General features: G+C 69.8%; 21 protein-coding genes. 14 read left to right on the forward strand and 7 right to left on the reverse strand.

Going from position 1 to position 23,475, the window contains the following annotated elements; translation table 11 throughout:
- Nucleotides 1-238 precede the first annotated feature (238 nt).
- Nucleotides 239-598 carry a VOC family protein gene (locus ABZ796_RS11700; RefSeq protein WP_357337060.1) on the reverse strand — a complete coding sequence of 120 codons (360 nt, stop codon included), beginning with the start codon at nucleotides 596-598 and terminating at the stop codon, nucleotides 239-241.
- A gap of 114 nt (nucleotides 599-712) precedes the next feature.
- On the opposite strand from ABZ796_RS11700, the gene ABZ796_RS11705 reads away from it, so the two are divergent.
- The 7 genes from ABZ796_RS11705 (at nucleotide 713) to ABZ796_RS11735 (ending at nucleotide 9,901) form a co-directional block, all read left to right on the forward strand.
- On the forward strand, nucleotides 713-1,312 hold the full coding sequence (locus tag ABZ796_RS11705) for a TetR family transcriptional regulator (RefSeq protein ID WP_357337061.1): 600 nt from the start codon (nucleotides 713-715) through the stop codon (nucleotides 1,310-1,312).
- Nucleotides 1,313-1,388: 76 nt separating this feature from the next.
- On the forward strand, nucleotides 1,389-2,183 hold the full coding sequence (locus ABZ796_RS11710) for a TIGR03084 family metal-binding protein (protein WP_357337062.1): 795 nt from the start codon (nucleotides 1,389-1,391) through the stop codon (nucleotides 2,181-2,183).
- A complete protein-coding gene (locus ABZ796_RS11715) occupies nucleotides 2,180-3,928 on the forward strand; it encodes an acyclic terpene utilization AtuA family protein (protein ID WP_357337063.1) in 1,749 nt (582 codons plus the stop codon). Before ABZ796_RS11710 ends, ABZ796_RS11715 begins: the two co-directional genes overlap by 4 nt.
- Complete coding sequence (locus ABZ796_RS11720; RefSeq protein ID WP_357337064.1) at nucleotides 3,925-5,058, forward strand: acyl-CoA dehydrogenase family protein; 1,134 nt, start codon at nucleotides 3,925-3,927, stop codon at nucleotides 5,056-5,058. Before ABZ796_RS11715 ends, ABZ796_RS11720 begins: the two co-directional genes overlap by 4 nt.
- Complete coding sequence (locus ABZ796_RS11725; RefSeq protein WP_357337065.1) at nucleotides 5,055-6,689, forward strand: acyl-CoA carboxylase subunit beta; 1,635 nt, start codon at nucleotides 5,055-5,057, stop codon at nucleotides 6,687-6,689. Before ABZ796_RS11720 ends, ABZ796_RS11725 begins: the two co-directional genes overlap by 4 nt.
- A 126-nt stretch (nucleotides 6,690-6,815) precedes the next feature.
- Nucleotides 6,816-8,723: a biotin carboxylase N-terminal domain-containing protein gene (locus ABZ796_RS11730; protein WP_357337066.1), complete on the forward strand. Its 1,908-nt coding sequence runs from the start codon at nucleotides 6,816-6,818 to the stop codon at nucleotides 8,721-8,723.
- On the forward strand, nucleotides 8,720-9,901 hold the full coding sequence (locus ABZ796_RS11735; RefSeq protein ID WP_357337067.1) for an acyl-CoA dehydrogenase: 1,182 nt from the start codon (nucleotides 8,720-8,722) through the stop codon (nucleotides 9,899-9,901). Before ABZ796_RS11730 ends, ABZ796_RS11735 begins: the two co-directional genes overlap by 4 nt.
- 63 nt (nucleotides 9,902-9,964) lie before the next feature.
- On the opposite strand, the gene ABZ796_RS11740 is transcribed toward ABZ796_RS11735, so the two are convergent.
- Together ABZ796_RS11740 and ABZ796_RS11745 are read right to left on the reverse strand one after the other, a co-directional pair.
- Nucleotides 9,965-10,660 (reverse strand): RDD family protein, encoded by a 696-nt coding sequence (locus ABZ796_RS11740; protein WP_357337069.1) that lies wholly within the window; start codon nucleotides 10,658-10,660, stop codon nucleotides 9,965-9,967.
- Nucleotides 10,661-10,711: 51 nt separating this feature from the next.
- Complete coding sequence (locus ABZ796_RS11745; RefSeq protein ID WP_357337071.1) at nucleotides 10,712-11,272, reverse strand: RDD family protein; 561 nt, start codon at nucleotides 11,270-11,272, stop codon at nucleotides 10,712-10,714.
- Nucleotides 11,273-11,368: 96 nt separating this feature from the next.
- Here ABZ796_RS11745 and ABZ796_RS11750 point away from each other — a divergent pair, with 96 nt between their 5' ends.
- Nucleotides 11,369-12,502, forward strand: a complete 1,134-nt coding sequence (locus ABZ796_RS11750) for a YihY/virulence factor BrkB family protein (RefSeq protein ID WP_357337073.1) — start codon at nucleotides 11,369-11,371, stop codon at nucleotides 12,500-12,502.
- On the opposite strand, the gene ABZ796_RS11755 is transcribed toward ABZ796_RS11750, so the two are convergent.
- Nucleotides 12,499-13,077: a protein-L-isoaspartate O-methyltransferase gene (locus ABZ796_RS11755; protein WP_357337074.1), complete on the reverse strand. Its 579-nt coding sequence runs from the start codon at nucleotides 13,075-13,077 to the stop codon at nucleotides 12,499-12,501. The two genes, ABZ796_RS11750 and ABZ796_RS11755, sit on opposite strands and share 4 nt — an antisense overlap.
- Nucleotides 13,078-13,096: 19 nt before the next feature.
- Between ABZ796_RS11755 and ABZ796_RS11760 the strand changes: the two genes are divergently transcribed.
- The gene (locus ABZ796_RS11760; protein WP_357337075.1) at nucleotides 13,097-13,864 is read left to right on the forward strand and encodes an enoyl-CoA hydratase family protein; all 768 of its coding nucleotides are present in this window, start codon (nucleotides 13,097-13,099) and stop codon (nucleotides 13,862-13,864) included.
- Nucleotides 13,865-13,980: 116 nt separating this feature from the next.
- A complete protein-coding gene (locus ABZ796_RS11765) occupies nucleotides 13,981-16,170 on the forward strand; it encodes a UvrD-helicase domain-containing protein (RefSeq protein WP_357337077.1) in 2,190 nt (729 codons plus the stop codon).
- A gap of 88 nt (nucleotides 16,171-16,258) precedes the next feature.
- Here the strand turns inward: ABZ796_RS11765 and ABZ796_RS11770 are convergent, their stop codons facing one another.
- Genes ABZ796_RS11770 through ABZ796_RS11780 form a run of 3 tightly spaced genes read right to left on the reverse strand, consistent with a single transcriptional unit; the run spans nucleotide 16,259 to nucleotide 18,058 of the window.
- Entirely contained in the window at nucleotides 16,259-16,903 is a 645-nt protein-coding gene (locus ABZ796_RS11770) for a hypothetical protein (protein WP_357337079.1), read from the reverse strand.
- 40 nt (nucleotides 16,904-16,943) lie between these two features.
- Nucleotides 16,944-17,561: a hypothetical protein gene (locus ABZ796_RS11775; protein ID WP_357337081.1), complete on the reverse strand. Its 618-nt coding sequence runs from the start codon at nucleotides 17,559-17,561 to the stop codon at nucleotides 16,944-16,946.
- Nucleotides 17,558-18,058 (reverse strand): SigE family RNA polymerase sigma factor, encoded by a 501-nt coding sequence (locus ABZ796_RS11780; protein WP_357337083.1) that lies wholly within the window; start codon nucleotides 18,056-18,058, stop codon nucleotides 17,558-17,560. The genes ABZ796_RS11775 and ABZ796_RS11780 overlap by 4 nt, the downstream gene beginning before the upstream one ends.
- A 96-nt stretch (nucleotides 18,059-18,154) precedes the next feature.
- Here ABZ796_RS11780 and ABZ796_RS11785 point away from each other — a divergent pair, with 96 nt between their 5' ends.
- The 4 genes from ABZ796_RS11785 (at nucleotide 18,155) to zwf (ending at nucleotide 23,472) form a co-directional block, all read left to right on the forward strand.
- Nucleotides 18,155-20,095, forward strand: coding sequence for an anthranilate synthase family protein (locus tag ABZ796_RS11785; RefSeq protein WP_357337084.1), 1,941 nt, complete (start codon nucleotides 18,155-18,157; stop codon nucleotides 20,093-20,095).
- A complete protein-coding gene (locus ABZ796_RS11790; RefSeq protein WP_357337085.1) occupies nucleotides 20,092-20,679 on the forward strand; it encodes an aminodeoxychorismate/anthranilate synthase component II in 588 nt (195 codons plus the stop codon). Before ABZ796_RS11785 ends, ABZ796_RS11790 begins: the two co-directional genes overlap by 4 nt.
- Nucleotides 20,676-21,938 (forward strand): anthranilate synthase component I family protein, encoded by a 1,263-nt coding sequence (locus ABZ796_RS11795; RefSeq protein ID WP_357337086.1) that lies wholly within the window; start codon nucleotides 20,676-20,678, stop codon nucleotides 21,936-21,938. Before ABZ796_RS11790 ends, ABZ796_RS11795 begins: the two co-directional genes overlap by 4 nt.
- A 76-nt stretch (nucleotides 21,939-22,014) precedes the next feature.
- Nucleotides 22,015-23,472 carry a glucose-6-phosphate dehydrogenase gene (gene zwf / locus ABZ796_RS11800; protein ID WP_141802270.1) on the forward strand — a complete coding sequence of 486 codons (1,458 nt, stop codon included), beginning with the start codon at nucleotides 22,015-22,017 and terminating at the stop codon, nucleotides 23,470-23,472.
- Nucleotides 23,473-23,475 lie beyond the last annotated feature (3 nt).

The raw sequence follows: 23,475 nt of genomic DNA on the forward strand, positions 1-23,475 counted from the left end.
AGTTGTGGGGGGGGGGGGGCCGGGTGTTGGGGGCGCACAAAACGAAAGCGTACGCCACAACTTGCGAGCCAGGGCGGCCGGGGCGGGGGGCCGGGGGCGGGGGGGGGGGGGGGCCCCCCCCCGCGCCCCGCGCCCCCCCGCCCCCCCCCCCCCCCCCCCCCCCCGCCCCCCCCCCCCCCCCCCCCCCCCCCCCCACAACTGCATTCTCGGCACGCCATTTCTGCCGACTCGGCGGGAGTCAGGCCCGGCAGAGGCAGAAGGGGTGGCCGGCGGGGTCGAGGAAGACGCGGAAGCTCTCGCCGGGCTGGACCTCGTGCTTGGTGGCGCCGATCTCGAGGACCTCGGCCTCGGCCTTGTCGAGGTCGTCGACGGTGACGTCGAGATGCGTCTGCTGAGGTACGTCCTGGCCGGGCCACTGCGGGGCCCGGTAGTTGTCGACGCGCTGGAAGTCCAGCGATCCGCCGTCGCCCCAGGCGCTGGCCCAGCCGCCGTCGTCGTCGACCTTGGACTCCCATCCGAGGAGCTGTGCGTAGAAGGTGGCCAGGGCTGCCGTGTCGGGACAGTCGATGACCCACTGAGGATTGCGTGCGATAGCCATGGGACCGACGTTAGGTGCGGTTCCGGACGTTTCGCTTCCGCCTGCAAGGTCGTCGTCTCAGAAATATACAGTCAGGGTTGACTGTTTGTTTCTGGAGCGGCAGAGTGCCTGCCTGTGAGCCAGGCCACCCGGATCCCTCAGGAACAGCGCACCCGCGCGATGCGGGCCCGCCTCCTCGACGCCACCGTGGAGCTGCTGGCCGAGCGCGGCTTCGCCGGCACCTCGACCACGCTCGTCTCCCAGCGGGCCGGGGTCTCCCGTGGGGCCCAGCTGCACCACTTCCCGGCCAAGAACGACCTGGTCGTGGCGGCCGTCGAGCACATCACCGAAGCCCGTGGCGAGGCGCTGAAAGAGGCTGCCGGCGCGCTTCCGGAGGGCGGGCAGCGTACGCGGCACGTGCTCGCCATGCTCGCCGAGCAGGTCACCTCGCCGGTCTTCGCCGCGGCCCTGGAGCTGTGGGTCGCGGCCCGCACCGACGAGCAGCTGGCTGCGGCGGTGGGTCCGCTCGAGCAGCGCATCGGCCGCGAGCTCCACCGGGCCACGGTCGAGCTGCTCGACGTGGACGAGTCGAAGCCCGGTGTGCGCGAGCTCGTGCAAGCGACGCTTGATCTCGTCCGCGGCCTGGCTCTGGCTGACACGATTACCGACGACGCCGCCCGACGCGAGCGGATCCTCGATCACTGGGCCGAGGTCCTGGAAAGAGAGCTGCAATGAGTGAGCGACAGCGAACGACAACGAGCCTCAGGCGGCCGCGTCCGTATCCTGGCGCTTGCGCTACGGAGGTGGCCGCGTGAGCCTGCTGGATTCCCTTCTCGAGGACCTCTCCATGGAGGGGTTCGAGCTGCGCCAGGTGGTGGCGGGCCTGAGTGAGGCGGGCTGGCGCGAGCCGACGCCGGCCGCGGGCTGGGACGTCGCCGCCCAGATCGCCCATCTGGCCTGGACCGACGAGGCCGCGATCGCCGCGACCGAGTGGGTGGCGGGTGATGCGGCCGCGTGGGACGAGCTCGTCAACGAGGCCATCAAGAACCCCGAGGGCTACGTCGACGAGTCCGCTCTGGCGATGGCCGCGATGCCGGCGACGGAGCTTCTGCAGCACTGGGACGGCGTACGCGGCGAGCTCGCCGGGGCGCTCGCGAACGTCCCCGACGGGCAGAAGCTGCCCTGGTTCGGGCCGCCGATGTCACCGGCGTCGATGGCGACCGCGCGGTTCATGGAGACGTGGGCCCACGGGCTGGACGTGCGTGAAGCGCTCGGCCACACCTACGAGCCCAGCGACCGCATCAAGCACGTCTGCCACCTAGGCACTCGCACCCGCGACTTCTCCTACGGAGTGCAGGGCCTGACGCCGCCTTCCGAGCCGTTCCGCGTCGAGCTCACCGCACCGTCCGGTGAGGTGTGGGAGTGGGGGCCGGAGGACGCGGCGCAGAGCGTCCGGGGCCCGGCGTACGACTTCGCCCGGCTCGTCACCCAGCGCATCCACCGCGACGACACCGCGCTCGAGACCACCGGGGACGACGCCGAGAAGTGGCTGAGCATCGCCCAGGCGTTCGCCGGGCCCACCGGGGGCGGGAGGCCCAAGAAGTGATCACCATCGGCAACTGCTCCGGCTTCTACGGTGACCGGTTCTCGGCGATGCGCGACATGCTTGAGGGCGGTCGGCTCGACGTGCTCACCGGGGACTACCTCGCCGAGCTCACCATGCTCATCCTGGGCAAGGACACGCTCAAGGACCCGACGACGGGCTATGCCAAGACCTTCCTGCGTCAGGTCGCGGACAGCCTCGACCTCGCCCTGCAGCGAGACGTCAAGATCGTCTCCAACGCCGGCGGGCTCAACCCCGCCGGTCTCGCGGCCGCCATCGAGGCGCTCGGGACCCGCGCCAAGGTGGCCTATGTCGACGGCGACGATCTGCGCGGTCGCCTCGACTCCCACCCCGACGCACTGACCGCCAACGCCTACCTCGGTGCCTTCGGGATCGCGCACGCGCTCGACGCCGGCGCCGACATCGTCGTCACCGGTCGCGTCACTGATGCGAGCGTCGTCGTCGGGCCGGCGATCGCCCACCACGGCTGGAAGCGCGACTCCTACGACGAGCTCGCCGGTGCCGTGGTCGCCGGGCACGTGATCGAGTGCGGCACCCAGGCCACCGGCGGCAACTTCTCCGGGTTCCTGACCATGTCGCCGCAGGCCCGCGCACGGCCGCTGGGATTCCCGGTCGCCGAGATCGCCGTGGACGGCTCTTCGATCATCACCAAGCAGGACGAGACCGGCGGCACGGTCACGGTCGACACGGTCACCGCACAGCTGCTCTACGAGATCCAGGGTCCGCTCTACCTCGGTCCCGACGTGACGACCGACCTCACCTCGATCCGTCTGGAGGAGGTCGGGATCGACCGGGTCGCGATCACCGGCGTGACGGGCACCCCGCCGCCGGCGACCCTCAAGGTCGCGGTCAACTCGCTCGGTGGCTACCGCAACTCGGCCGAGTTCGTCCTCACCGGCCCCGACATCGACGCCAAGGCCGCCTGGCTGCGTGACCAGCTCGACGCCGAGCTCCCGATCGGTCCCGACTACACCTGGTCCACCTACCGCATCCCCGCGCCCGACTCGCCGACCGAGGAGGGAGCCGCCTGCATCCTGCGGCTCTCAGCGCGGGCGGCGGATGCCGATGCCGTCGGACGCGCACTGACGGCTCCGGCCATCGAGCTGGCGCTCGCCTCCTACCCGGGCTTCCACGTCACCGCGCCCCCGGGGCGGCCGTCTCCGTTCGGCATCTACAAAGCTGCGTACGTCCGGCGCGACCGCGCCCCGGAGACCGTCCACCTCCCCGACGGTTCGACCTACGAGGTTCCGTCCCCCCTCGCCTATGCCGAGACGTCACGCGCGTCGGCCGAGACGTCACGCGCATCGACGGGAGTGACGTCTCGTACGACCGGGGCGACGTCTCGGCCGACGGGGGCGACGTCTCGGAGAGAGCTGGGAGAGCTGGTCTACGCGAGATCCGGGGACAAGGGCGGCGACGCCAACCTCGGGCTCTGGGTGCCGCAGGGACGGCCGGAGGCTGCTGTCGAGTGGCTCTTGGACACCGTCACCCCACAGTGGGTGCGGGAGCTGCTGCCCGAGGCCGAGGACCTGGCCATCGACATCACGCCGCTGCCGCACCTGCGGGGCGTGAACATCGTCATCCACGACCTGCTCGGGGAGGGTGTGGCCGCATCGACCCGGTTCGACCCGCAGGCGAAAGGGCTGGGCGAGTGGGCGCGGAGCCGATTTGTCGACATGCCCCTAAATCTCCGTCCTGACGACGGCAACTCGGAGGCGATCCGATGACCGACGACCTGTTCGAGCTGGGCGCCGAGTTCGCCCGCCGTGAAGTCTTCCCCGATCTTCAGGAGTGGGAGGACAACCAGGAGATCCCGCGGGAGCTCCACAAGGCCGCCGCGAAGCAGGGTCTGCTCGGGATCGGCTTCCCCGAAGAGGCCGGCGGCGAGGGCGGCGGACTGGCCGACACGGTCGCGGTGACCGAGGGACTGATGTCCGAGGGCGCCTCCTCCGGCCTGCTCGCGGGCCTGTTCACCCACGGGATCGCGCTGCCGCACATCGCCAAGCACGGCTCGCCCCACCTCATCGACACCTACGTGAAGCCGACGCTGGCGGGCGAGAAGATCGGCAGCCTCGCGATCACCGAGCCCGACGGCGGTTCCGACGTCGCACACCTCCGCACGACCGCAACCCGCGACGGCGACGAGCTCGTCGTCAACGGCGCGAAGACGTTCATCACCAGCGGCGTGCGCGCCGACTTCGTCACCACCGCCGTCCGCACGGGCGGGAAGGGCGCCGGCGGCATCAGCCTGCTCGTGATCGACAAGGACACCCCCGGCTTCACGGTCACGCGCAAGCTCGCCAAGATGGGCTGGCACTGCTCTGACACCGCGGAGCTCGCCTTCGAGGACGTACGCGTCCCGGCCGCCAACCTCGTCGGCGACGAGAACGCCGGGTTCGTCTACATCGCCGAGGCGTTCGTGACCGAGCGGATCGCGCTGGCCGTGCAGGGCTACGGCACCGCCGCCCGCTGCCTGGCGCTCACCGCCGACTACTGCCGCCAGCGGGAGACGTTCGGTGAGCCGCTGATCAAGCGTCAGGTCGTACGCCACAAGCTCGTCGAGATGCACCGGCAGGTCGAGGTCGCCAAGGCCTACACGCACGCGGTCGTCGCCCGTTACGACCGCGAAGGCTCGACACAACAGACGATCGCCGAGGCGGCGCTGGCCAAGCAGACAGCGGTCGAGGCCTGTACCTGGGTCGTCGACCAGGCCGTCCAGCTCCACGGCGGGACGGGATACATGCACGGGACCGAGGTCGAGCGGCACTACCGCGACGCCCGGATCCTGCCGATCGGAGGAGGAGCCACCGAAGTGATGACCGACCTGGCGGCCAAACTGTTGGGACTGGACCGATGACCGGAAACGACTCTGTTGGTCTCGACACGCCTCCGCCTAGCGGCTCCGGCGGCTCGACCAGCGGTGGGAACAGAGAAGCCCTCCTCGAGAAGATCGAGGCCCTCGACGCGGAGCACGCGAAGGCGGCAGCCGGCGGCGGCGAGAAGTACGTCGCCCGCCACAAGGCCCGCGGCAAGCTCCTCGCCCGCGAGCGGATCGAGCTGCTCCTGGACGAGGGCAGCCCGTTCCTCGAGACCCAGCCGCTGATCGGCTGGGGCAGCGACTTCCCGGTCGGCGGCTCGATCATCACCGGCATCGGTGTGGTCGAGGGCGTCGAGTGCATGATCGTCGCCAACGACCCGACGGTGAAGGGCGGCGCACTCAACCCCTACTCCCTCAAGCGTTCCTTCCGGGCGGCCGAGATCGCCGAGAAGAACGGTCTCCCGACGATCAACCTGACCGAGTCCGGCGGCGCCGATCTGCCCACGCAGAAGGACATCTTCATCCCGGGCGGCAAGGGCTTCCGCGACCTGACAAGGGCCTCCGCCCGTAAGCAGCCGACCATCTCGGTGGTCTTCGGCAATTCCACGGCCGGAGGTGCGTACGTCCCCGGCATGAGCGACTACGTGATCATGGTCAAGGAGGGCGCGAAGGTCTTCCTGGCCGGGCCGCCGCTGGTGAAGATGGCGACCGGTGAGGACACGGACGACGAGTCGCTGGGCGGGGCCGAGATGCACTCGCGCATCTCCGGCTCCTCCGACTTCCTCGCGATCGACGAGCACGATGCGATCCGGCAGGCGCGACGCGTCGTGGCCAGGCTCAACTGGCGCAAGCGCGGGCCCGAGCCGAAGGCGAGCTACGAGCCCGAGCTCGATCCCGATGGCCTGCTCGACCTGATCCCGACCGACCTCAAGGAGCCCTTCGACCCACGTGACGCGATCCTCCGGATCGTCGACGGGACCGGCCCCGACAACGAGGTGCCGTTCGACGAGTTCAAGCCTCTCTACGGATCGAGCCTCTGCGTCGGCTGGGCCCGGCTGCACGGCTACGAGATCGGCATCCTCGCCAACGCGCGCGGCGTACTCATGTCGGAGGAGGCTCAGAAGGCGGCGCAGTTCATCCAGCTCGCCAATCAGAAGGACACCCCGCTGCTGTTCCTGCACAACACCACCGGCTACATGGTCGGCACGGAGTACGAGCAGGGCGGCATCATCAAGCACGGCGCCCTGATGATCAATGCCGTCTCCAACTCCACCGTCCCGCACCTGACCGTGATCATGGGCGCCTCCTACGGCGCCGGGAACTACGGCATGAACGGCCGTGCGTACGACCCTCGCTTCCTGTTCACCTGGCCCTCCGCCAAGTCCGCGGTGATGGGTCCGGCCCAGCTCGCCGGCGTGATGGAGATCGTCGCCCGCGAGTCGGCCGAGAAGAAGGGTGAGGTCTTCGACGCCGAGGGGTTCAAGGGCGTCAAGGAGATGGTCGAGGGGATGGTCGAGGAGCAGTCGCTGCCGATGTTCCTCTCCGGCCTCGGCTACGACGACGGGGTCATCGACCCGCGTGACACCAGAACCGTGCTCGGCCTCTGCCTCTCCGCCATCGCGACGAAGGAGATCGAGGGGGCGATGAACTTTGGTGTCTTCCGGATGTGACCAGCAACCGTCGGTCGAGCCCGCGAGCGCAGCGAGCGGTGTCGAGACCAACACAGTCGACTCTGTTGGTCTCGACACGCCTTCGCCTAGCGGCTCCGGCGGCTCGACCAGCGAAAGGAAGTGCCCATGATCACCAGATTGCTTGTCGCCAACCGTGCCGAGATCGCCTCGCGCGTCTTCCGCACCGCCCGCAAGCTCGGCATCGAGACCGTCGCGGTGCACTCCGACGCCGACGCGGCCCTGCCGTTCGTGGCCGAGGCCGACCATGCCGTACGTCTCACGGGCAACGCCCCCGCCGAGACCTACCTCCGCGCCGACCTCATCATCGAGGCGGCCAAGGTGGCCGGTGCCGACGCGATCCATCCGGGCTACGGGTTCCTGTCGGAGAACGCCGACTTCGCGCGCGCCGTCGAGGCGGCCGGTCTGGTCTGGATCGGGCCGAGGCCCGAGTCGATCGAGCAGATGGGCTCCAAGATCGAGGCCAAGAAGATCATGGCCTCCGCCGGGGTCCCCGTGCTGGAGGCCCCGGCCTCGCCGGTCGAGGCCGACCTGCCGCTGCTGGTGAAGGCCTCCGCCGGTGGGGGTGGGCGCGGGATGCGGATCGTCCGCTCACTTGGCGATCTCGGCGCCGAGATCGCCAAGGCGGAGGCCGAGGCCGCGTCCGCGTTCGGGGACGGAACCGTCTTCGTCGAGCCGTACGTCGAGGCCGGCCGCCACGTCGAGGTCCAGGTCGTCGGCGACGGCTCCGGCAATGTCGCCGTCTTCGGCGAGCGCGACTGCTCGGTGCAGCGCCGCCACCAGAAGGTCGTCGAGGAGTCCCCGGCCCCGCTGCTGCCCGAACCCGTCCGTGAGGCGCTGCACGAGGCGGCCCGGAACGCCGCCGCTGCGATCGACTACCGCGGGGCGGGCACCGTCGAGTTCCTCTACGACGCCGCCTCGGAGCGGTTCTGGTTCCTGGAGATGAACACGCGGCTCCAGGTCGAGCATCCGGTGACCGAGCTGGTGCACGGGGTGGACCTGGTGGAGCTGCAGATCGCGGTGGCGGAAGGTGTTGGTCTCGACACGCCTCCGCCTGGCGGATCCGGCGGCTCGACCAGCGGGGTTGACGGGCATGCGGTGGAGGTTCGGCTCTACGCCGAGGATCCTTCGGCGGACTATCAGCCGCAGTCGGGGACGTTGACGGCGTTGGAGTTCCCTGGCGACGCGCGGGTCGATGCCGGCTACACGTCGGGCTCCGCGGTCAGCACCTTCTACGACGCGATGCTGGCGAAAGTGATCGTGCACGCGCCCACGCGCGACGCGGCGATCCGGCGGTTGGTCTCGGTGCTGCGTACGGCCAGGATCCACGGCCTGGTGACCAACCGGGAGCAGCTGCTCGGGATCCTCGGCTCGGACTCGTTCCGGAGCGGCGAGGTCACGACGGCTCTGCTCACGAAGGAAACCTTTGTTTCAACGGCCGAGGACACCGGTGCCCCGGTCGCCGCCGCGATCGCTCTGGCCGAGCGGACCCGCCGCCCCGGGATCCCGGTCGCCTGGCGCAACGTCACCAACCAGCCGCAGCGGACCGTCTTCGAGGACGGCTCGGACGACGGCCTCGTCGTCGAGTGGTACGGCACCCGCGACGGCTACCGCATCGATGGCTTCGAGGTCATCGGTGCAGGTCAAGGCCAGGTTGCGCTCGAGAAGGACGGCCTACGGACGACGTACGCGATCTCGATCGAGGGTGATCGGATCGACGTCGACTCCGCGTTCGGTCACACCGCGCTGAGGAGGCGTCCGAGGTTCACCGACCCCGCGACCCAGACCCAGCCCGGAAGCCTGCTGGCGCCGATGCCGGGATCGGTCGTCAGCGTGCTCGCCGAGTCCGGCAGCAGCGTCACCGAGGGCCAGCCGCTGCTGGTCCTGGAGGCGATGAAGATGCAGCACACGGTGACCGCGCCGTCCGACGGCGTACTCACCCAGATCCACGTGAAACCAGGAACCCAGGTCGCCGCCGGCGAGGTGCTGGCCGTCGTCGAGGAGGAGACAGCATGACCACCACAACTGTGCCCAACCCATTTGGTGAGCCCGAGGAGCGGATCGCGCTGCGCGAGGCGGTGGCGAAGCTGGCCGGGAAGTACGGTCACGACTTCGTCGCCAAGCAGGCCCGCGAGGGCGGCAAGATGACCGAGATGTGGCTCGAGATGGGTCGCCACGGGTTCCTCGGCGTCAACATCGCCGAGGAGTACGGCGGCGGGGGCGGCGGCATGAGCGACCTGGCCGCGGTGCTCGAGGAGGCCGCGACCGCCGGCGCGCCCCTGCTGATGATGGTCGTCAGCCCCGCGATCTGCGGGAGCATCATCGGCCGCTGCGGCACCGAGGAGCAGAAGAAGCGCTGGCTTCCCGCCATCGCCGACGGGAGCCTGCTGATGGCCTTCGGCATCACCGAGGCCGACGCCGGCTCCAACTCCCACAAGATCACCACCACGGCCAAGCGTGACGGCGACGAGTGGGTCCTGAACGGCCAGAAGACCTTCATCTCCGGGGTCGACGAGGCCGACTCGGTACTCATCGTCGCCCGGACGGAAGATGCCAAGACCGGCAAGCTCAAGCCGGCCCTCTTCGTGGTCCCGACCGACGCGCCGGGATTCGAGAAGCAGGTCATCCCGATGGCCTGGGAGGCGCCGGAGAAGCAGTTCACCCTCTTCATCGACGACGTACGTCTCCCCGCGGACGCCCTCGTCGGCGACGAGGACGGCGGCATCTGGCAGCTCTTCGCCGGCCTCAACCCCGAGCGCATCATGGGCGCCGCCCTCTCCTGCGGGATGGCCCGCTACGCGCTCGGCAAGGCGGTGGCGTACGCCGCGGACCGCTCGGTCTGGAAGGACGCCCCGATCGGCTCTCACCAGGGCATCGCGCACCCGCTGGCGAAGGTCAAGATCGAGCTGGAGCAGGCCCGCCTGCTGTGGCAGAAGGCCGCCGCGCTCTACGACGCCGGTGACGACGCCGGCGCCGGGGAGTACGCCAACATGGCCAAGTACGCCGCCGGCGAGGTCGCCTGCAACGCCACCGACGCCGCCGTCCACACCCACGGTGGCAACGGCCTGACGGTCGAGTACGGCCTGGCCAACCAGCTCGTCGCCGCCCGACTGGGCCGGATCGCCCCGGTCAGTCGGGAGATGATCCTCAACTACATCGCGATGCACACCCTGGGACTCCCGAAGTCCTACTGAGCACGCCACAACGAGTACAGGGCCGGACGCGCGAGCGACCGGCCCTGCTGCGTACGTCTGTGTCTACCGCTTCGGCTCGACGATGACGATCGTGCTGAGGATCTTGTCGGCGAAGGTCTGCCGCTTGTCGTCCCACAGCGGCCACAGGTAGCCGATGTAGCAGGCGAGCTGGTCGAGGTAGTGGACGAAGAAGCGCCCGATCGAGAACCAGGTGCCGAGGACCTGGCCGTCGGCCTCCTTGACGACCTTGATGCCGAGGACACCCTTGCCGATCGAGTAGCCGGTCTTGCCCTGCTTCAGGCCGTAGTTCCAGAACAGGAAGGCGAGCGAGACGAGGAAGCCGATGAACATGAGCAGCCCGCCGATGGCCATGAGCGCCCCGTTGGGCTCGCCGCCAGGCGTGTACATGCCGGTGTTCGGGTCATACTCCGAGGCCCCACCCGCGGCGGCTCCGCCGATGAGCAGGCCGTAGCCGATCCAGAACGGGATCATGGCCACCGCACCGACGAGCCCGTCGATGATGAAGGCTCCCGCACGTGCACCCCAGGAGGCGTACGGCGGCGTCGGAGCGCCGTAGCCGTATCCGGCCGGGGCGGCGCCGTAGCCGGTGGGCGCGGTGGGGGCCGCGCCGTATCCCGGTGCAGGCGGAGGCGGCGGAGCGCTGGGCTGACCGTAGGCCGGTGCCGGCGGCGGAGTCGGCGGCAGGGGCTGGCCGGAGGGGTCCTGCGGGGCGCCAGGAGGCGGGCCGTAGTTAGACATGCGCCGAGTATGGCCACATCGCAACGTAAATGTCAGCGCACACGCCACGCATCACGTGTGCGACCGCGGCTCCACGACGACCAGCGTCCCGACGATCTTGTCGGCGAAGGTCTGCCGCTTGTCGTCCACCAGCGGCCACAGGTAGCCGATCAGGCAGAACGCGTCGAGGACGTGCAGCAGCTGCCGGACCAGCGCCGTCGGGGCGCCGATCGTGGCCTGCGACTCCTTGCGGACCAGCTTGATCCCGATGACGCCCTTGCCGATGGTGTAGCCGGTGCGGCCCTGCTTGAGGACGTGGTTCCAGACGGCGAAGCCGATGAACCCGAACCAGCCGACCGCGGTGACCAGGAGGCCGAAGACGGTGACGAAGAAGCCGGACTCCTGCGACAACCCACCGCCCACGCCGGCGACCAGGTAGAACGGCACCAGCAGGGCCGCGTCGATCAGCGCACCGCCGGCCCGTCGGCCCCAGGTCGCCAGCGGCGGGCCGGAGGGGGCGTACGCCTGCTGTGCCCAGGGCGGGGCCTGCGGCTGCGGTCCACGAGCGGGGTCCTGCGGTGCGCCTGGCGGCGGCCCGGGCGGCGGGCCGAAGTTCGACATCTGGTGGGTCATCTCCTCGAGTGTGCTGGCCTGCTGACCTGGCCGACGTTCAATCTATCGGGTCGCACAGGGGTTAGCCTGACCCTTATGGCTGGAGCGGCGACGGCAATGGATCGGGCTCAGCGCCGGTTCCCGCCGGTCGCGTTCCCGCTGGCTGTCCTCTACAAGTTCTGGGACGACCAGGGCAACAACCTCGCCGCGATCATCACCTACTACGCCTTCGTGGCCGTCTTCCCGCTCCTGCTGCTCGCCTCCTCGATCCTCGGCTTCGTACTGGAGGGCAACCCGAGCCTGCAGGAGGCGGTGCTCGACACGGCGCTGGCGCAGTTCCCGATCATCGGTGACCAGCTCGGCCGCAAGGAGCTCACCGGCTCGACCGGCGCGATCATCATCGGTGGTCTCACGGCCCTCTACGGTGCCCTCGGCCTGGGCCTCTCGTTGCAGAACGCGGTCAACACCGCCTGGTCCGTGCCGCGCAACAGCCGTCCCAACCCGATCCTGCTGAGGGTGCGGGCGCTGCTCATGCTTGCCGCCGGCGGTCTGGCCATCCTCTCGGTGACCGGGTTGTCGCTGGTGCTGAGCCGCACCGACTTCCTCGGGTTCAAGGCCGTCGACATCGGCTACTGGCTGGTGATCCTCGGCACCGTCGTGATCGTCACCGGCATGCTCTGCGTCGTCTTCCGGATGGCCACCACCCGCGACCACGCCCTGGTCCACGCCCTCCCGGGTGCGTTCACGTTCGCGCTGCTGTGGCAGGTGCTGCAGTACTTCGGTGCGGAGTTCGTCCAGCACGTGCTCGCCGCCACCCGCGGCATGAACCAGACCTTCGCGCTGGTCCTCGGTCTGGTCGCGTTCCTCTACATCGCCGCGCTGATGATCGTGATCTCGATCGAGGTCAACGTCGTCTATTCCCGCCACCTGTGGCCGCGCGCGCTGCTGACCCTCTTCACCGACGAAGTCGACCTGACCGAGGCCGACCGCCGCGCCTACGCGAGCTATGCCCTGATGCAGCGCCACAAGGGCTTCGAGACCGTCGCGGTCACCTTCGACGGCCGGGACGGCAACAGTCACGAGATCGTCATGGATCCCTCCTGGCTCCGCAAGACCGCGCGGCGGATCCGGCGCCGCGACGAGTTCAGCCGGCCGATGCCGCCGACCAAGCCGCCGCCCCCGGTGCCGCCGGGCCAGCTGCGCGCGCTGCCGCATCCGGACGAGGACGAGCCGAAGCGGCGTACGCCCTAGGTCCTGCGTAGCGGCACGAAGCGATACCAGCCGTGGCTGCTGAGCCGCGCCGTGCCGGTCGGGTTCCGTTCGACCAGCATCATCAGGCCGGCGACCGGGATCACCATCCGGCCGGGCGCGGCCAGCTGGTCCAGCAGCTCGTTTGGCAGCGCATCGGCTTCGGCGGAGACGAGGATGCGATCGTACGCAGCCTGCTGCGGCCAGCCGAGGACCCCGCTCTTCGCCTTCTCGATGCGAGCCCACGGCTGGCCGGTCGCGGCCAGGTTCCGGCGGCCGAACCTGACCAGGGTCGGCTCCAGCTCGACCCCGGTGACGCTGCCCTCGGGACCGGTCAGGTGGGCGAGCAGCGCGGTGGTCCAGCCCGATCCAGAGCCGACGTCGAGCACCGTGTCGCCCGGCGCTACCTGGAGGAGTCGGAGCATGTCGGCCACGGTTCGCGGCTGTGAGTTGGTCTGTCCGTGGCCGATGGGAAGCGGCTCGTCGAAGCCCGCGAAGTCCCGCTCCTCGGGTGGCAGGAAGCCCTCCCGAGGGATGGCGGAAAATGCAGAGAGGACCGGGTCCACACGTCCAGTCAAGCACCGTAGGGTCTGCCCCATGACTGAGTCGCCCGAAACCACCACCGAGCTCGTTCACCTCGACGTCGCCGACGGTGTCGCCACCATCACCCTCGACTCGCCGGCCAACCGCAACGCGCTCTCCCGCCAGCTGGTCACCGAGCTGTTCGAGGCCTTGCACACCTCCGACAAGGACGCCTCGGTCAAGGCGGTCGTGCTCCAGGCCACGGGCACCGTCTTCTGCTCCGGTGCCGACCTCTCCGAGGCTGCGACGGTGCCGATGGAGGAGGGCACCCGCGGGATCGTACGTCTCCAGCGCACCATCGTCGCCCTGACCAAGCCCGTCGTGGCGAAGGTCCAGGGCCCCGTGCGCGCCGGCGGTCTCGGGCTCGTGGCCGCCGCCGACATCGCGATCGCCGCCGACACCGTCTCCTTCGCGCTCACCGAGGTCCGGCTGGGCCTGGCCCCCGCCGCGATCTCCCTCTCGATCCTGCCCCGGATCGACTCCCGCGCCGCCTCCCGCTACTTCCTCACGGGCGACAAGTTCGACGCCGCCGAGGCGGCCCGCATCGGCATCCTCACCGCCGCCGTCCCGGCAGACTCCCTCGACGACGAGGTCGCCGCCATCACCTCCTCGCTCCTCCAGGGATCCCCCCAGGGCCTGCGCGAGACCAAGCGCCTCATGGTCCGCGGCCTCGTCGAGCACATCGACGCCGGCGGCGAGGAGATGGCCGCCCTCTCCGCCCGCCTCTTCGGCTCCGACGAGGCCCGCGAGGCGATGACCGCCTTCCTGTCTCGTAAGCGGTAGTCGTTTGGTGGCACCCGTGCCCGCATAACACCACGTCGGGGGTAGAATTACCTCCTTGCCGTGCGCCATGGGGGGCGCACGGCGGGTGTGGATCTTTGTGACGGGGGAACATCCAGTTGAACGACAAGCTGGCTGAGCGCGAGATCGCTCAGGAGCAGGGGTTCGTAGATCGTGTCTACCTCCAGCTGGGGGAGTCGGCGCGCGCTGCGCAGGAGCTGGCCAACGAGGGCCGCGAACGTGGGGCTCTGGGGCACGAGGGTGGTCTGGTCGAGCGCGACGCGTTCGCCTTCCAAGCGGCGCGACGCATCGCGCAGCTCGATGCCGCCCATGAGGGGCTGGTCTTCGGTCGCCTCGACCTCGACCCGTCGGTCGACCCGGAGCCGCGCTACGTCGGCCGCATCGGTCTGCGCGACGCCGAGCGTGACTCGCTGCTCATCGACTGGCGGGCGCCCGCAGCAGCGGTGTTCTACCAGGCCACCGCGGTCGAGCCGAGGTCCGTGATCCGGCGGCGGGTGCTCCGCTCCGAGGGGCAGAGCGTGATCGGTGTCGAGGACGAGCTGCTCGACGCCGAGGCGCTGGAGCGCTCCGGGGCCGACCTGCCGATCGTCGGCGAGGGCGCGCTGATCGCCCAGCTCAGCCGCGCCCGCGACCGCACGATGCACTCCATCGTCGCGACCATCCAGGCCGAGCAGGACAAGGCCATCCGCGCGCCCGGCAAGGGTGTCACGACCATCTCCGGCGGTCCGGGTGTGGGCAAGACCGTGGTGGCACTCCACCGCGCCGCCTACCTGCTCTACACCGAACGTCGCCGCTACGAGTCCGGCGGCGTACTCATCGTGGGGCCGTCGGGCGTCTTCATGCGCTACATCGAACGCGTCCTGCCGAGCCTCGGTGAGACCGCGGTAGCGCTGCGTTCGCTGGGTGAGGTCGTGGACGGCGTACGCGCGACGTGGCACAACGACCCAGCCGTCGCCGATGTGAAGGGATCGGCCCGGATGGCCGAGGTGCTGCGCCGGACCTCGCGCCAGCAGGCACCGGGATCCCCGCGCGAGTTCAAGGTCTTCTACCGCGACGACTCGCTGCGGCTGGACGGCAAGCGGCTCGGTGAGCTGCGGCGACAGCTGATGAGCCAGGGCCGGCGCAACCAGCAGCTGCGTCGCGTACCGCAGATGCTCCTCGACATCCTCTGGCGGCAGGTACGCGGCGAGCGTGGCCGTGAGCGCGGCCGCGAGGTCTTCAACGACGAGATGCTCGACAACCCCGCCTTCCTGGAGTTCGCCGCCGCGTGGTGGCCCGCGCTGGAGGCGCGCGAGGTGCTCGGCTGGCTCCGCGAGCCCGAGTTCCTAGCCCGCGTCTCCGAGGGAGTCCTGACCCACGACGAGCAGCAGCTGCTCCTCAAGTCGTGGGCCGGCCGCGGCCTGACCGATGCCGACCTGGCCATCGAGGACATCCCGCTGCTCGACGAGCTCCGCTACGCGATCGGCGACATCCCCGAGCAGGCGGCCGACGAGCGTGACGCCGACCAGAGCGGCATCGACATCGCCGAGCTGATGACCGCCTCCGACCGCGAGTTCGCCTCGGGCCGGGGCTGGCGTCCGCCGACCTACCGCATCGACGACGACCCGTTCGCCCACATCCTCATCGACGAGGCCCAGGACCTCACCCCGATGCAGTGGCGGATGGTCGGTCGCCGGGGACGTACGGCTTCCTGGACGATCGTCGGCGACCCCGCCCAGTCCTCGTGGCCGGTGGCCGCCGAGGCCGAGGAGGCGCGGGCCAAGGCGCTCGAGGGTAAGCCGGTCCACGCGTTCCACCTGTCCACGAACTACCGCAACTCGGCCGAGATCTACGCCTTCGCCGCCGCCTACGCCGAGCGGGTCGGACTCAATGCCGACCTGCCCACCGCGGTCCGCTCCACCGGCGTCGAGCCGAAGGTCATCGAGCACGCGGTCGACCTGGAGAAGGCCACGCGCGAGGCGGTCGGCGAGATCGCGGCCCAGGTCGGCGGCACCGTCGGCATCGTGGTCCCGGTCGCGCGCCGCTCCGAGGTCAACTCGTGGCTCGCGTCCTGGTCGGAGTTCGAGGCCGACGCCCCCTCAGCTGCTGCCTCGGCCGCCGATCCGACCTCGGTGCCCTCCGGCGAGGACCGCATCGTCGTCCTCACCGGCCTCGACACCAAGGGTCTCGAGTTCGACGGCATCGTCGTCGTCAGCCCTGACGAGATCGAGCGCGAGTCGGCCACCGGCCGCGCCACCCTCTACGTCGTCCTCACCCGCGCCACCCAGCTCCTGACCACCGTCTCCTGACCCTCCGATCGCCGAGTCGGCGCAAGCTGACCAGATCGAAGGTCGAGTCGGCGCGTTATAACGCGCCGACTCGGCGATGGTTGGGTGGCTAGAGGGCCGCGATCCAGGTGTGGCCGGGCAAGGTCTGCTCGAGCGCGCGCCCAAGCCAGCGACGCCGACGGTCGTCGAGCAGCGGCAGGGTGTTGTCGAAGTCGAGCTGGTCCTTCGAGCGAAGCCCTGGGGCCTTGTAGAGGAGCTGGATCTCGGGCTGGAGATAACGGATCCCGTCTCGCTCCCAGACCGCCTCGGAGATCGGCAGCCGGATCGACTCGTCCCGCCGGTAGACCCACTCGTCGGCGGTGCCCGGGTTGAGCAGCAGGTCGTACTCCCAGGGATCCTGAGCGCTCCGCCGCGTCCAGACCTGACCCTCCGTCTCCCAGAGGACGTCGTCTGCGGCGCCATCGGGATCGTCGTCGGGGAGCAGCGGACGCAGCGCCGCGGTGCCGGCCGCCCACACGTCGAGGCGCCCGGCCAGATGCTTGCGCAGCACGGCGAGCTCACTGCGGAGCACGCTGACGTCGATGTCCTCGTGCTCGCGACGCACGCCGGTGAACGCCTCGATCGCCCAGCCGCCGGCGATCCACCAGGTGCCGGGATACCCGTCGAAGAGAGTCGCCACGTCGGCCGGGGTGTGCGTCGCCCAGGGCCCGTAGAGCCGCTCGAACTCGTCGTTGCTCAGCTCGTTGACGCCCACCCGCGAAGCCTAGCGGCGCGGGTGGGCGTCGGGAGGAGAATCAGCCGACGGAGGGCTTCGCGTCGGTGGTGACCTCGACGCCCTCGGCGAACTCGACGAGCTGCTCGTCGGTGAGGTGGATGGTGCTCCACATCTGGATGACGACGGTGAAGTCGCGGTAGGCGTACTTGAGCATCGTCGCGCCGTCGGGGGTGGTGACGAGGGTGGCAGGTCGGCCGTCGACGGTGGTGTTGGCGGAGTCACCGGCACCGGACGTGCTCGCCTCGAGGGTGACCACGATCTTGTCGCGGAAGTCGCTGATCGAGGACGTGTCCTCGGGGCGGGCGACGGCGAGGACGTACTGGTCGGAGCCCTGCAGCACGAACCCCTCGGGCACCTTCGCCACGGTGTAGCCGGGCAGCTGAGTGCCGTCGTAGTCGACCAGGCGTACGCTGTCGGCGGCCTGGACGGTCGGCGCACCCTCGTCGCCGGAGGTCAGCGCGATCCCGCCGAACGCGCCGCCCACCGCGAGGGTCAGGGCAGCGCCACCGAGAGCGGCACGCTTGATCCGGCGCCGGGAGAGCGCCCGGTGGCCACGGCGCAGATCGGCCGAGGCGTCCTCCGCCGGGGCGGCCGGGGACGGGGTCAGGCGGGCGAGGCGGTCGATCACGTCGTTCATCGGGAGTCTCCTGTCAGTTGGGTGGGGGTGAGCAGCGCGCGGAGCTTGTCCAGGCCGCGTGCGGTCTGGGACTTCACGGTCCCGGTGGAGCAGCCGAGCGCGTCGGCGACCTCCTCGACCGAGAGGTCGTGGACATGGCGGAGGACGACGGCGGCGCGCTGTCGTGGTGGAAGCTCGGCCAGTGCGGCGACCAGCTCGGGATCGACCATCGCCGGATCCTTGACCGGGGCCTCGGGCAGCGAGACCGCGCCGTGCTCGCGCCGGAAGAACGGGCGCCTGCGGTGGTCGGTCAGGCAGTTGACCAGGGTCCGGCGAGCGTACGCAGCGGGCTGCTGGGACGCTCGCCCCCAGGCGAGATAGACCTTGACCAGGGTCGTCTGGACCAGGTCCTCGGCGAGGTGGGCGTCGCCGGCGGTCAGCAGTCGGGCGGTGCCGACGAGCTGCGGTCGGTGGCGGCGTACGAAGGCCTCGAACTCGGCGTCTTGGGAACGTCTCACGCACTGTCAACGGATCGGGGTCACCGTGAGGTTGCACGCGGCCCACCATCCGAATCGAATGCGTCTCGCGCGAGCGACCGGATTAGGCTCATGCCCATGACGACCAACAGCCCTGCCAAGACCGCGATCGAGGAGATCACGGGGCACGAGGCGTGGGCGATCATCCGGCGCTCCTCGCGGGCCGGTGACCGCGACACGGTCGGCATGCTGGCCGGCACCCGGTCGGTGGTCGAGTCGCTGCTCGACGTACCTCTCGAGGAGGGCACCCCGGAGCCCGGGAAGGTGGCCGACCGGCTGCTCGCGGTGCCGTTCCGGCAGGTCAGCGAGCGAGGGTTCGAGGCCCACGACGACGGCACCCCGCTCGTGGTCGTCGACGTGGAGCGTGAGTGGGAGTTCTCGGTCGCCGAGGTGATCGAGGCGCTGCCGGACGTACCGGTGGAGTTCGTCGATCGCGGCGGGTTCGACGTCGACGACGACACCTACGCCGACCTGGTCAAGACGGTCATCGAGGACGAGATCGGGCAGGGCGAGGGCGCCAACTTCGTCATCGGCCGCCACTACCGGGCCCAGCTCGACGACTGGAACCACGATCGCGCGCTCACCGTGCTGCGTCGACTCCTGGAGCGCGAGCGCGGGGCGTACTGGACCTACTGCTTCTTCACCGGCGACCGCTACCTCATCGGCGCCTCGCCGGAGCGCCACGTGAGCGTCCACGGCGGCGACGTCCGGATGAACCCGATCTCCGGCACCTTCAGGCTGCCGCGCGACCTGGAGGGTTCGCCCGAGAAGATCGCCCACGACCTCAAGGGGCAGCTGACCGACTTCCTGACGGATCAGAAGGAGGTCTACGAGCTCTTCATGGTGGTCGACGAGGAGCTCAAGATGATGTGCGACATCTGCGACCAGGGCGGCCAGGTGCTCGGGCCGTTCCTCAAGCCGATGTCGCGGCTGATCCACACCGAGTACCTCCTCGCCGGCCGCTCCGCCCGGGACCCGCGCGAGATCCTGCGCGACACGATGTACGCCGCCACCGTCACCGGCTCGCCGGTCGAGAACGCGTGTCGGCTGATCAAGAAGTACGAGCCGGAGGGCCGTGGCTACTACGGCGCCGCGCTCGCGCTCCTCGGCCGTGACGAGTCCGGCGCCCCGACGGTGGACAGCCCGATCGTGATCCGCACCGCGGACGTCTCTGTCGACGGTCAGCTGAAGGTGAGCGCCGGTGCGACCCTGGTACGCGACTCCGACCCGAACTACGAGGTCGCCGAGACGCACGCCAAGGCCGGCGGGATCCTGTCGGCCTTCGGGCTGGTGCCGGCCGCGCCGGCGCTCGCGCAGGACGTCTCCGAGCTGGTCAACGACGAGGACCTGCTGCTGACCCTGGCCGCCCGCAACCGCCGGCTGTCGTCGTTCTGGCTCACCGACCAGGCCGACGAGGAGCCCTCGGCCCACCTCGCCGGCAAGCATGCGGTGATCCTCGACGGCGAGGACGACTTCGTACGCATGCTGCGCCACGTCCTGCGGGTGCTCGGCATGACCTCGTCGGTGGTCCGGCACGAGGACTACTCCGAGGGTGCCTTCGAGGGTGCGGATCTGGTGATCGTCGGGCCCGGTCCCGGGGACCCGCGGGACGGCTCCGACCCCAAGATGGCCAAGCTGCGTGCCGCTGTCGCCTCGCTCTTCGAGACCGGGCAGCCCTTCCTGGCGGTCTGCCTCGGTCACCAGGCGCTGTGCCATCAGCTCGGGATCGGGCTGCACTACAAGGACATCGTCTTCCAGGGCACCCAGACCCGGGTCGGCCTCGGGTTCGGTGGGCGGCCGCGGCGCGAGCGGGTCGGGTTCTACAACACCTTCGTCGGACGGGTCGGCTCCACGGAGCTGCCCGCGGGGGTGTCGGTGGACGCCGATCCCGAGACGGGCGACATCCACGCCATCTCCGGGCCGCACTACGCCGGCATCCAGTTCCACGCGGAGTCGGTCCTCACCGAGCGCGGCTACGACCTCATCCACGACGTCGTCAGCGATCTGCTCGCCCCATGACCAGAGTCGTCGTGGTCGACCACCACGACTCCTACGTGTGGAGCCTCGTCCACATGATCGCGCAGGTCAGCGGGGTCCTTCCGGACGTGGTCGAGCACGACGAGGTGAAGCTCGGGGACCTCGCCGGCTACACCCATGTGGTCCTCTCGCCCGGGCCCGGCCACCCGGCCGACCCGGCGGACTTCGCGGTCGGGCGGGACGTACTCCTGGACGCGGGGCGGCCGGTCCTCGGCGTCTGTCTGGGGATGCAGGGGCTGGTGACCGCCTACGGCGGCGTCGTCGACCGGATCGAGCCCGCTCATGGCGAGGTCGCGCGGGTGACGCACGACGGGCGCGGCGTCTTCGCGGGTCTCCCGTCACCGCTCGAGGCGGTCCGCTACCACTCCCTCGCGGCCGTGTCGGTCCCCGACGTGCTGGAGGTGACGGCCCGGTCCGAGGACGGCGTCGTGATGGGCGTACGTCATCGGGAGCTGCCGCTCGAGGGCGTGCAGTTCCACCCCGAGTCGGTGCTCTCCCACCACGGCGCGGAGATGGTCGCGAACTTCTTGAACCAGCAGCGCCTGGGTCGACCGGCGCCGCGATGAGCGTCGAGGAGCTCTTCGCCGAGGTCGCCGCAGCCCACCCCCGCTGCGTCTGGCTCGACGGCGGCGGCGCGCGCGAGTGGTCGGGAAGCCGGTCGCTGATCGGCTGGCTGGAGGACGACGACGTCTCGCTGACCTACTCGGCCGCGCGCCGCGAGGTGCTGCGCCACTCCGGCGGCAGGTCCGAGGTCGTCGGCGACGACATCTGGGAGACCCTGGAACGCGAGGTCGCACCCGGGGAGCAGTGGTTCGGATACCTCGGCTACGCCTGCCGTACGGACCTTCCGGCGACGCCGTCGGAGGACGTTCCGGACGCTGTCTGGATGCGGCCGTCGCATGTGCGGATGTTCGACCATGGCGGGGTAGTCCGGGAGCGAACTGCCTATATACCCGCCAGTAATGGGCAGTTCGCTACCGGACTACCCCGACGTGCCGCCTACGCCGCCGCCTTCCGCCAGGTTCAGGAAGCTCTCCGGGCGGGTGACACCTACGAAGCGAACCTGACCTATCGCGTCACCGTGCACGGTGCCGCCGACCCGGTGGAGACCTATCTGCGGCTCAGGAGCATCAACCCCGCCCCGTACGCAGGATTCCTCCAGCACGACGTCGCCGGCCATGCGGCGTGGCTACTGAGCTCGAGCCCCGAGCGCTACGCGCTCATCGACGAGGACCGCACGATCGAGACCAGGCCGATCAAGGGCACGACCCCACGAGGTGCCACGGCGGCGGAGGACGCCGCCAGCGCGGAGCTGCTGCGCACCGATCCGAAGCTTCGCAGCGAGAACCTGATGATCACCGACCTGCTCCGCAACGACCTGGCGATGGTCTGCGAGCCGGGGACGGTGGAGGTTCCCGGACTGATGCGGGTCGAGTCCTACCCGAGCGTGCACCAGCTGGTCAGCACGGTCAGAGGCCGCCTGCGGGACGGGATCACCACGATCGAGGCGCTGCGCCGACTCTTCCCCGCCGGGTCGATGACCGGCGCGCCCAAGCTGCGCACGATGGAGGTCATCGAGCGTGCCGAGCGCGAGCTGGGTGGGCCGAGGGCGGCGTACGCCGGTGCGTTCGGCTGGATCTCCGGTGACGGACCGGCCGATCTGGGCGTCATCATCCGGACCGTGACGACCCACGACACCCACACCTGGCGGATCGGCACCGGGGGCGGGATCACGGTCCGATCCGACGTCGCCGAGGAGGCTGCCGAGGCGCGATTGAAGGCCGATCGGGTGCGCGCTTCCCTCGGCGGATCATCAAACAGGTGAAAAGACGGCGACACGTTGAGACGGCGGCCGTTGTCTATTGGATCGTTCATAAAACGAGGACTACCGTGGACTCATCATGGCCACCATCGATGACAAAGCCCTGCCACATGTGATCGTGCTCTTCGGTGCGACGGGTGATCTGGCGCGCCGCAAACTCCTGCCTGGCCTGCTCAGACTCAACGAGGCCGGGCTGATGACGGATGCCCAGATCGTCGGTACGTCGCTGGAGGACCTGTCCGACGAGCAGTTCATCGAGTTCGCCCGCGAGGCGTGCGAGGAGTTCGGCAAGGGCGACATCACCGACGAGCGCTGGGAGGCGTTCGGGGGGATGCTCTCCTACGTCTCGACCAAAGAGGGCCCGCACGCGCTCGCCGACGCGGTGAAGCTCGCCGAGAAGAAGCTCCAGGGTCTCGGCAGCGACGTGCGCCGCCTCCACTACCTCAGCGTCCCGCCCAAGGCCGCTCAGGACGTGATCCGCCAGCTCGAGGAGGCCGACCTCGTCGAGCGCGCCCGGATCATCATGGAGAAGCCCTTCGGCACCGACCTCGAGTCGGCCAAGGAGCTCAACGCGAAGATCCACGAGGTCTTCTCCGAGGAGCAGATCTTCCGGATCGACCACTTCCTCGGCAAGGAGGCCGCGCAGAACATCCTGGCCTTCCGCTTCGCCAACGGACTCTTCGAGCCGATCTGGAACCGCAACTTCATCGACCACGTCCAGATCGACATCCCCGAGACGTTGGGCCTGGAGGGACGCACCGCGTTCTACGAGAGCACCGGCGCCTACCGCGACATGGTCGTGACCCACCTGATGCAGGTGCTGGCGTTCATGGCGATGGAGCCGCCGACCTCGCTTGCGCCCGACCCGATCGGCGAGGAGAAGAACAAGGTCTTTCGGTCGATCCGGCCGCTGGACCCGCGCAACGTGGTGCGTGGTCAGTACTCCGGCTACCGCGGCAAGAACGAGGTCGCCGACGACTCCGACACCGAGACCTTCATCGCGATGAAGGTGATCATCGACAACTGGCGCTGGGCGGGCGTGCCGTTCTTCCTACGCACCGGCAAGAAGCTGGCCGAGGGCGCGCGGATCATCTCGATCGCGTTCAAGGAGCCGCCGCTGACGATGTTCCCGGCCAACTCCGGCGCCGGCACCCAGGGTCCCGACCACCTCACCTTCGACCTGGCCGACCAGTCGAAGATGTCGCTGTCGTTCTACGGTAAGCGCCCCGGTCCCGGCATGAAGCTGGAGAAGCTCTCCATGCAGTTCGCCACCCAGGAGACGAGCTCCTCGACCGGCGTCCTCGAGGCGTACGAACGCCTCATCCACGACGCGATGCGTGGAGACCACACGCTCTTCACCACCGCCGAGGGCATCGAGACGCTCTGGGAGATCTCCCAGCCGCTCCTCGACAACCCCCCGCCCGTACGCCTCTACGCCCCCGGCTCCTGGGGCCCCAACTCGATCCACCAGCTGATCGCCCCCCACGCCTGGCGCCTCCCCTTCGAGCGCTCCTGGCGCGAGACGAAGAAGCACTAGCCG

Source organism: Nocardioides sp. NPDC047086 (genome assembly GCF_040643685.1).
In the GTDB taxonomy this organism is placed as follows: domain Bacteria; phylum Actinomycetota; class Actinomycetes; order Propionibacteriales; family Nocardioidaceae; genus Nocardioides.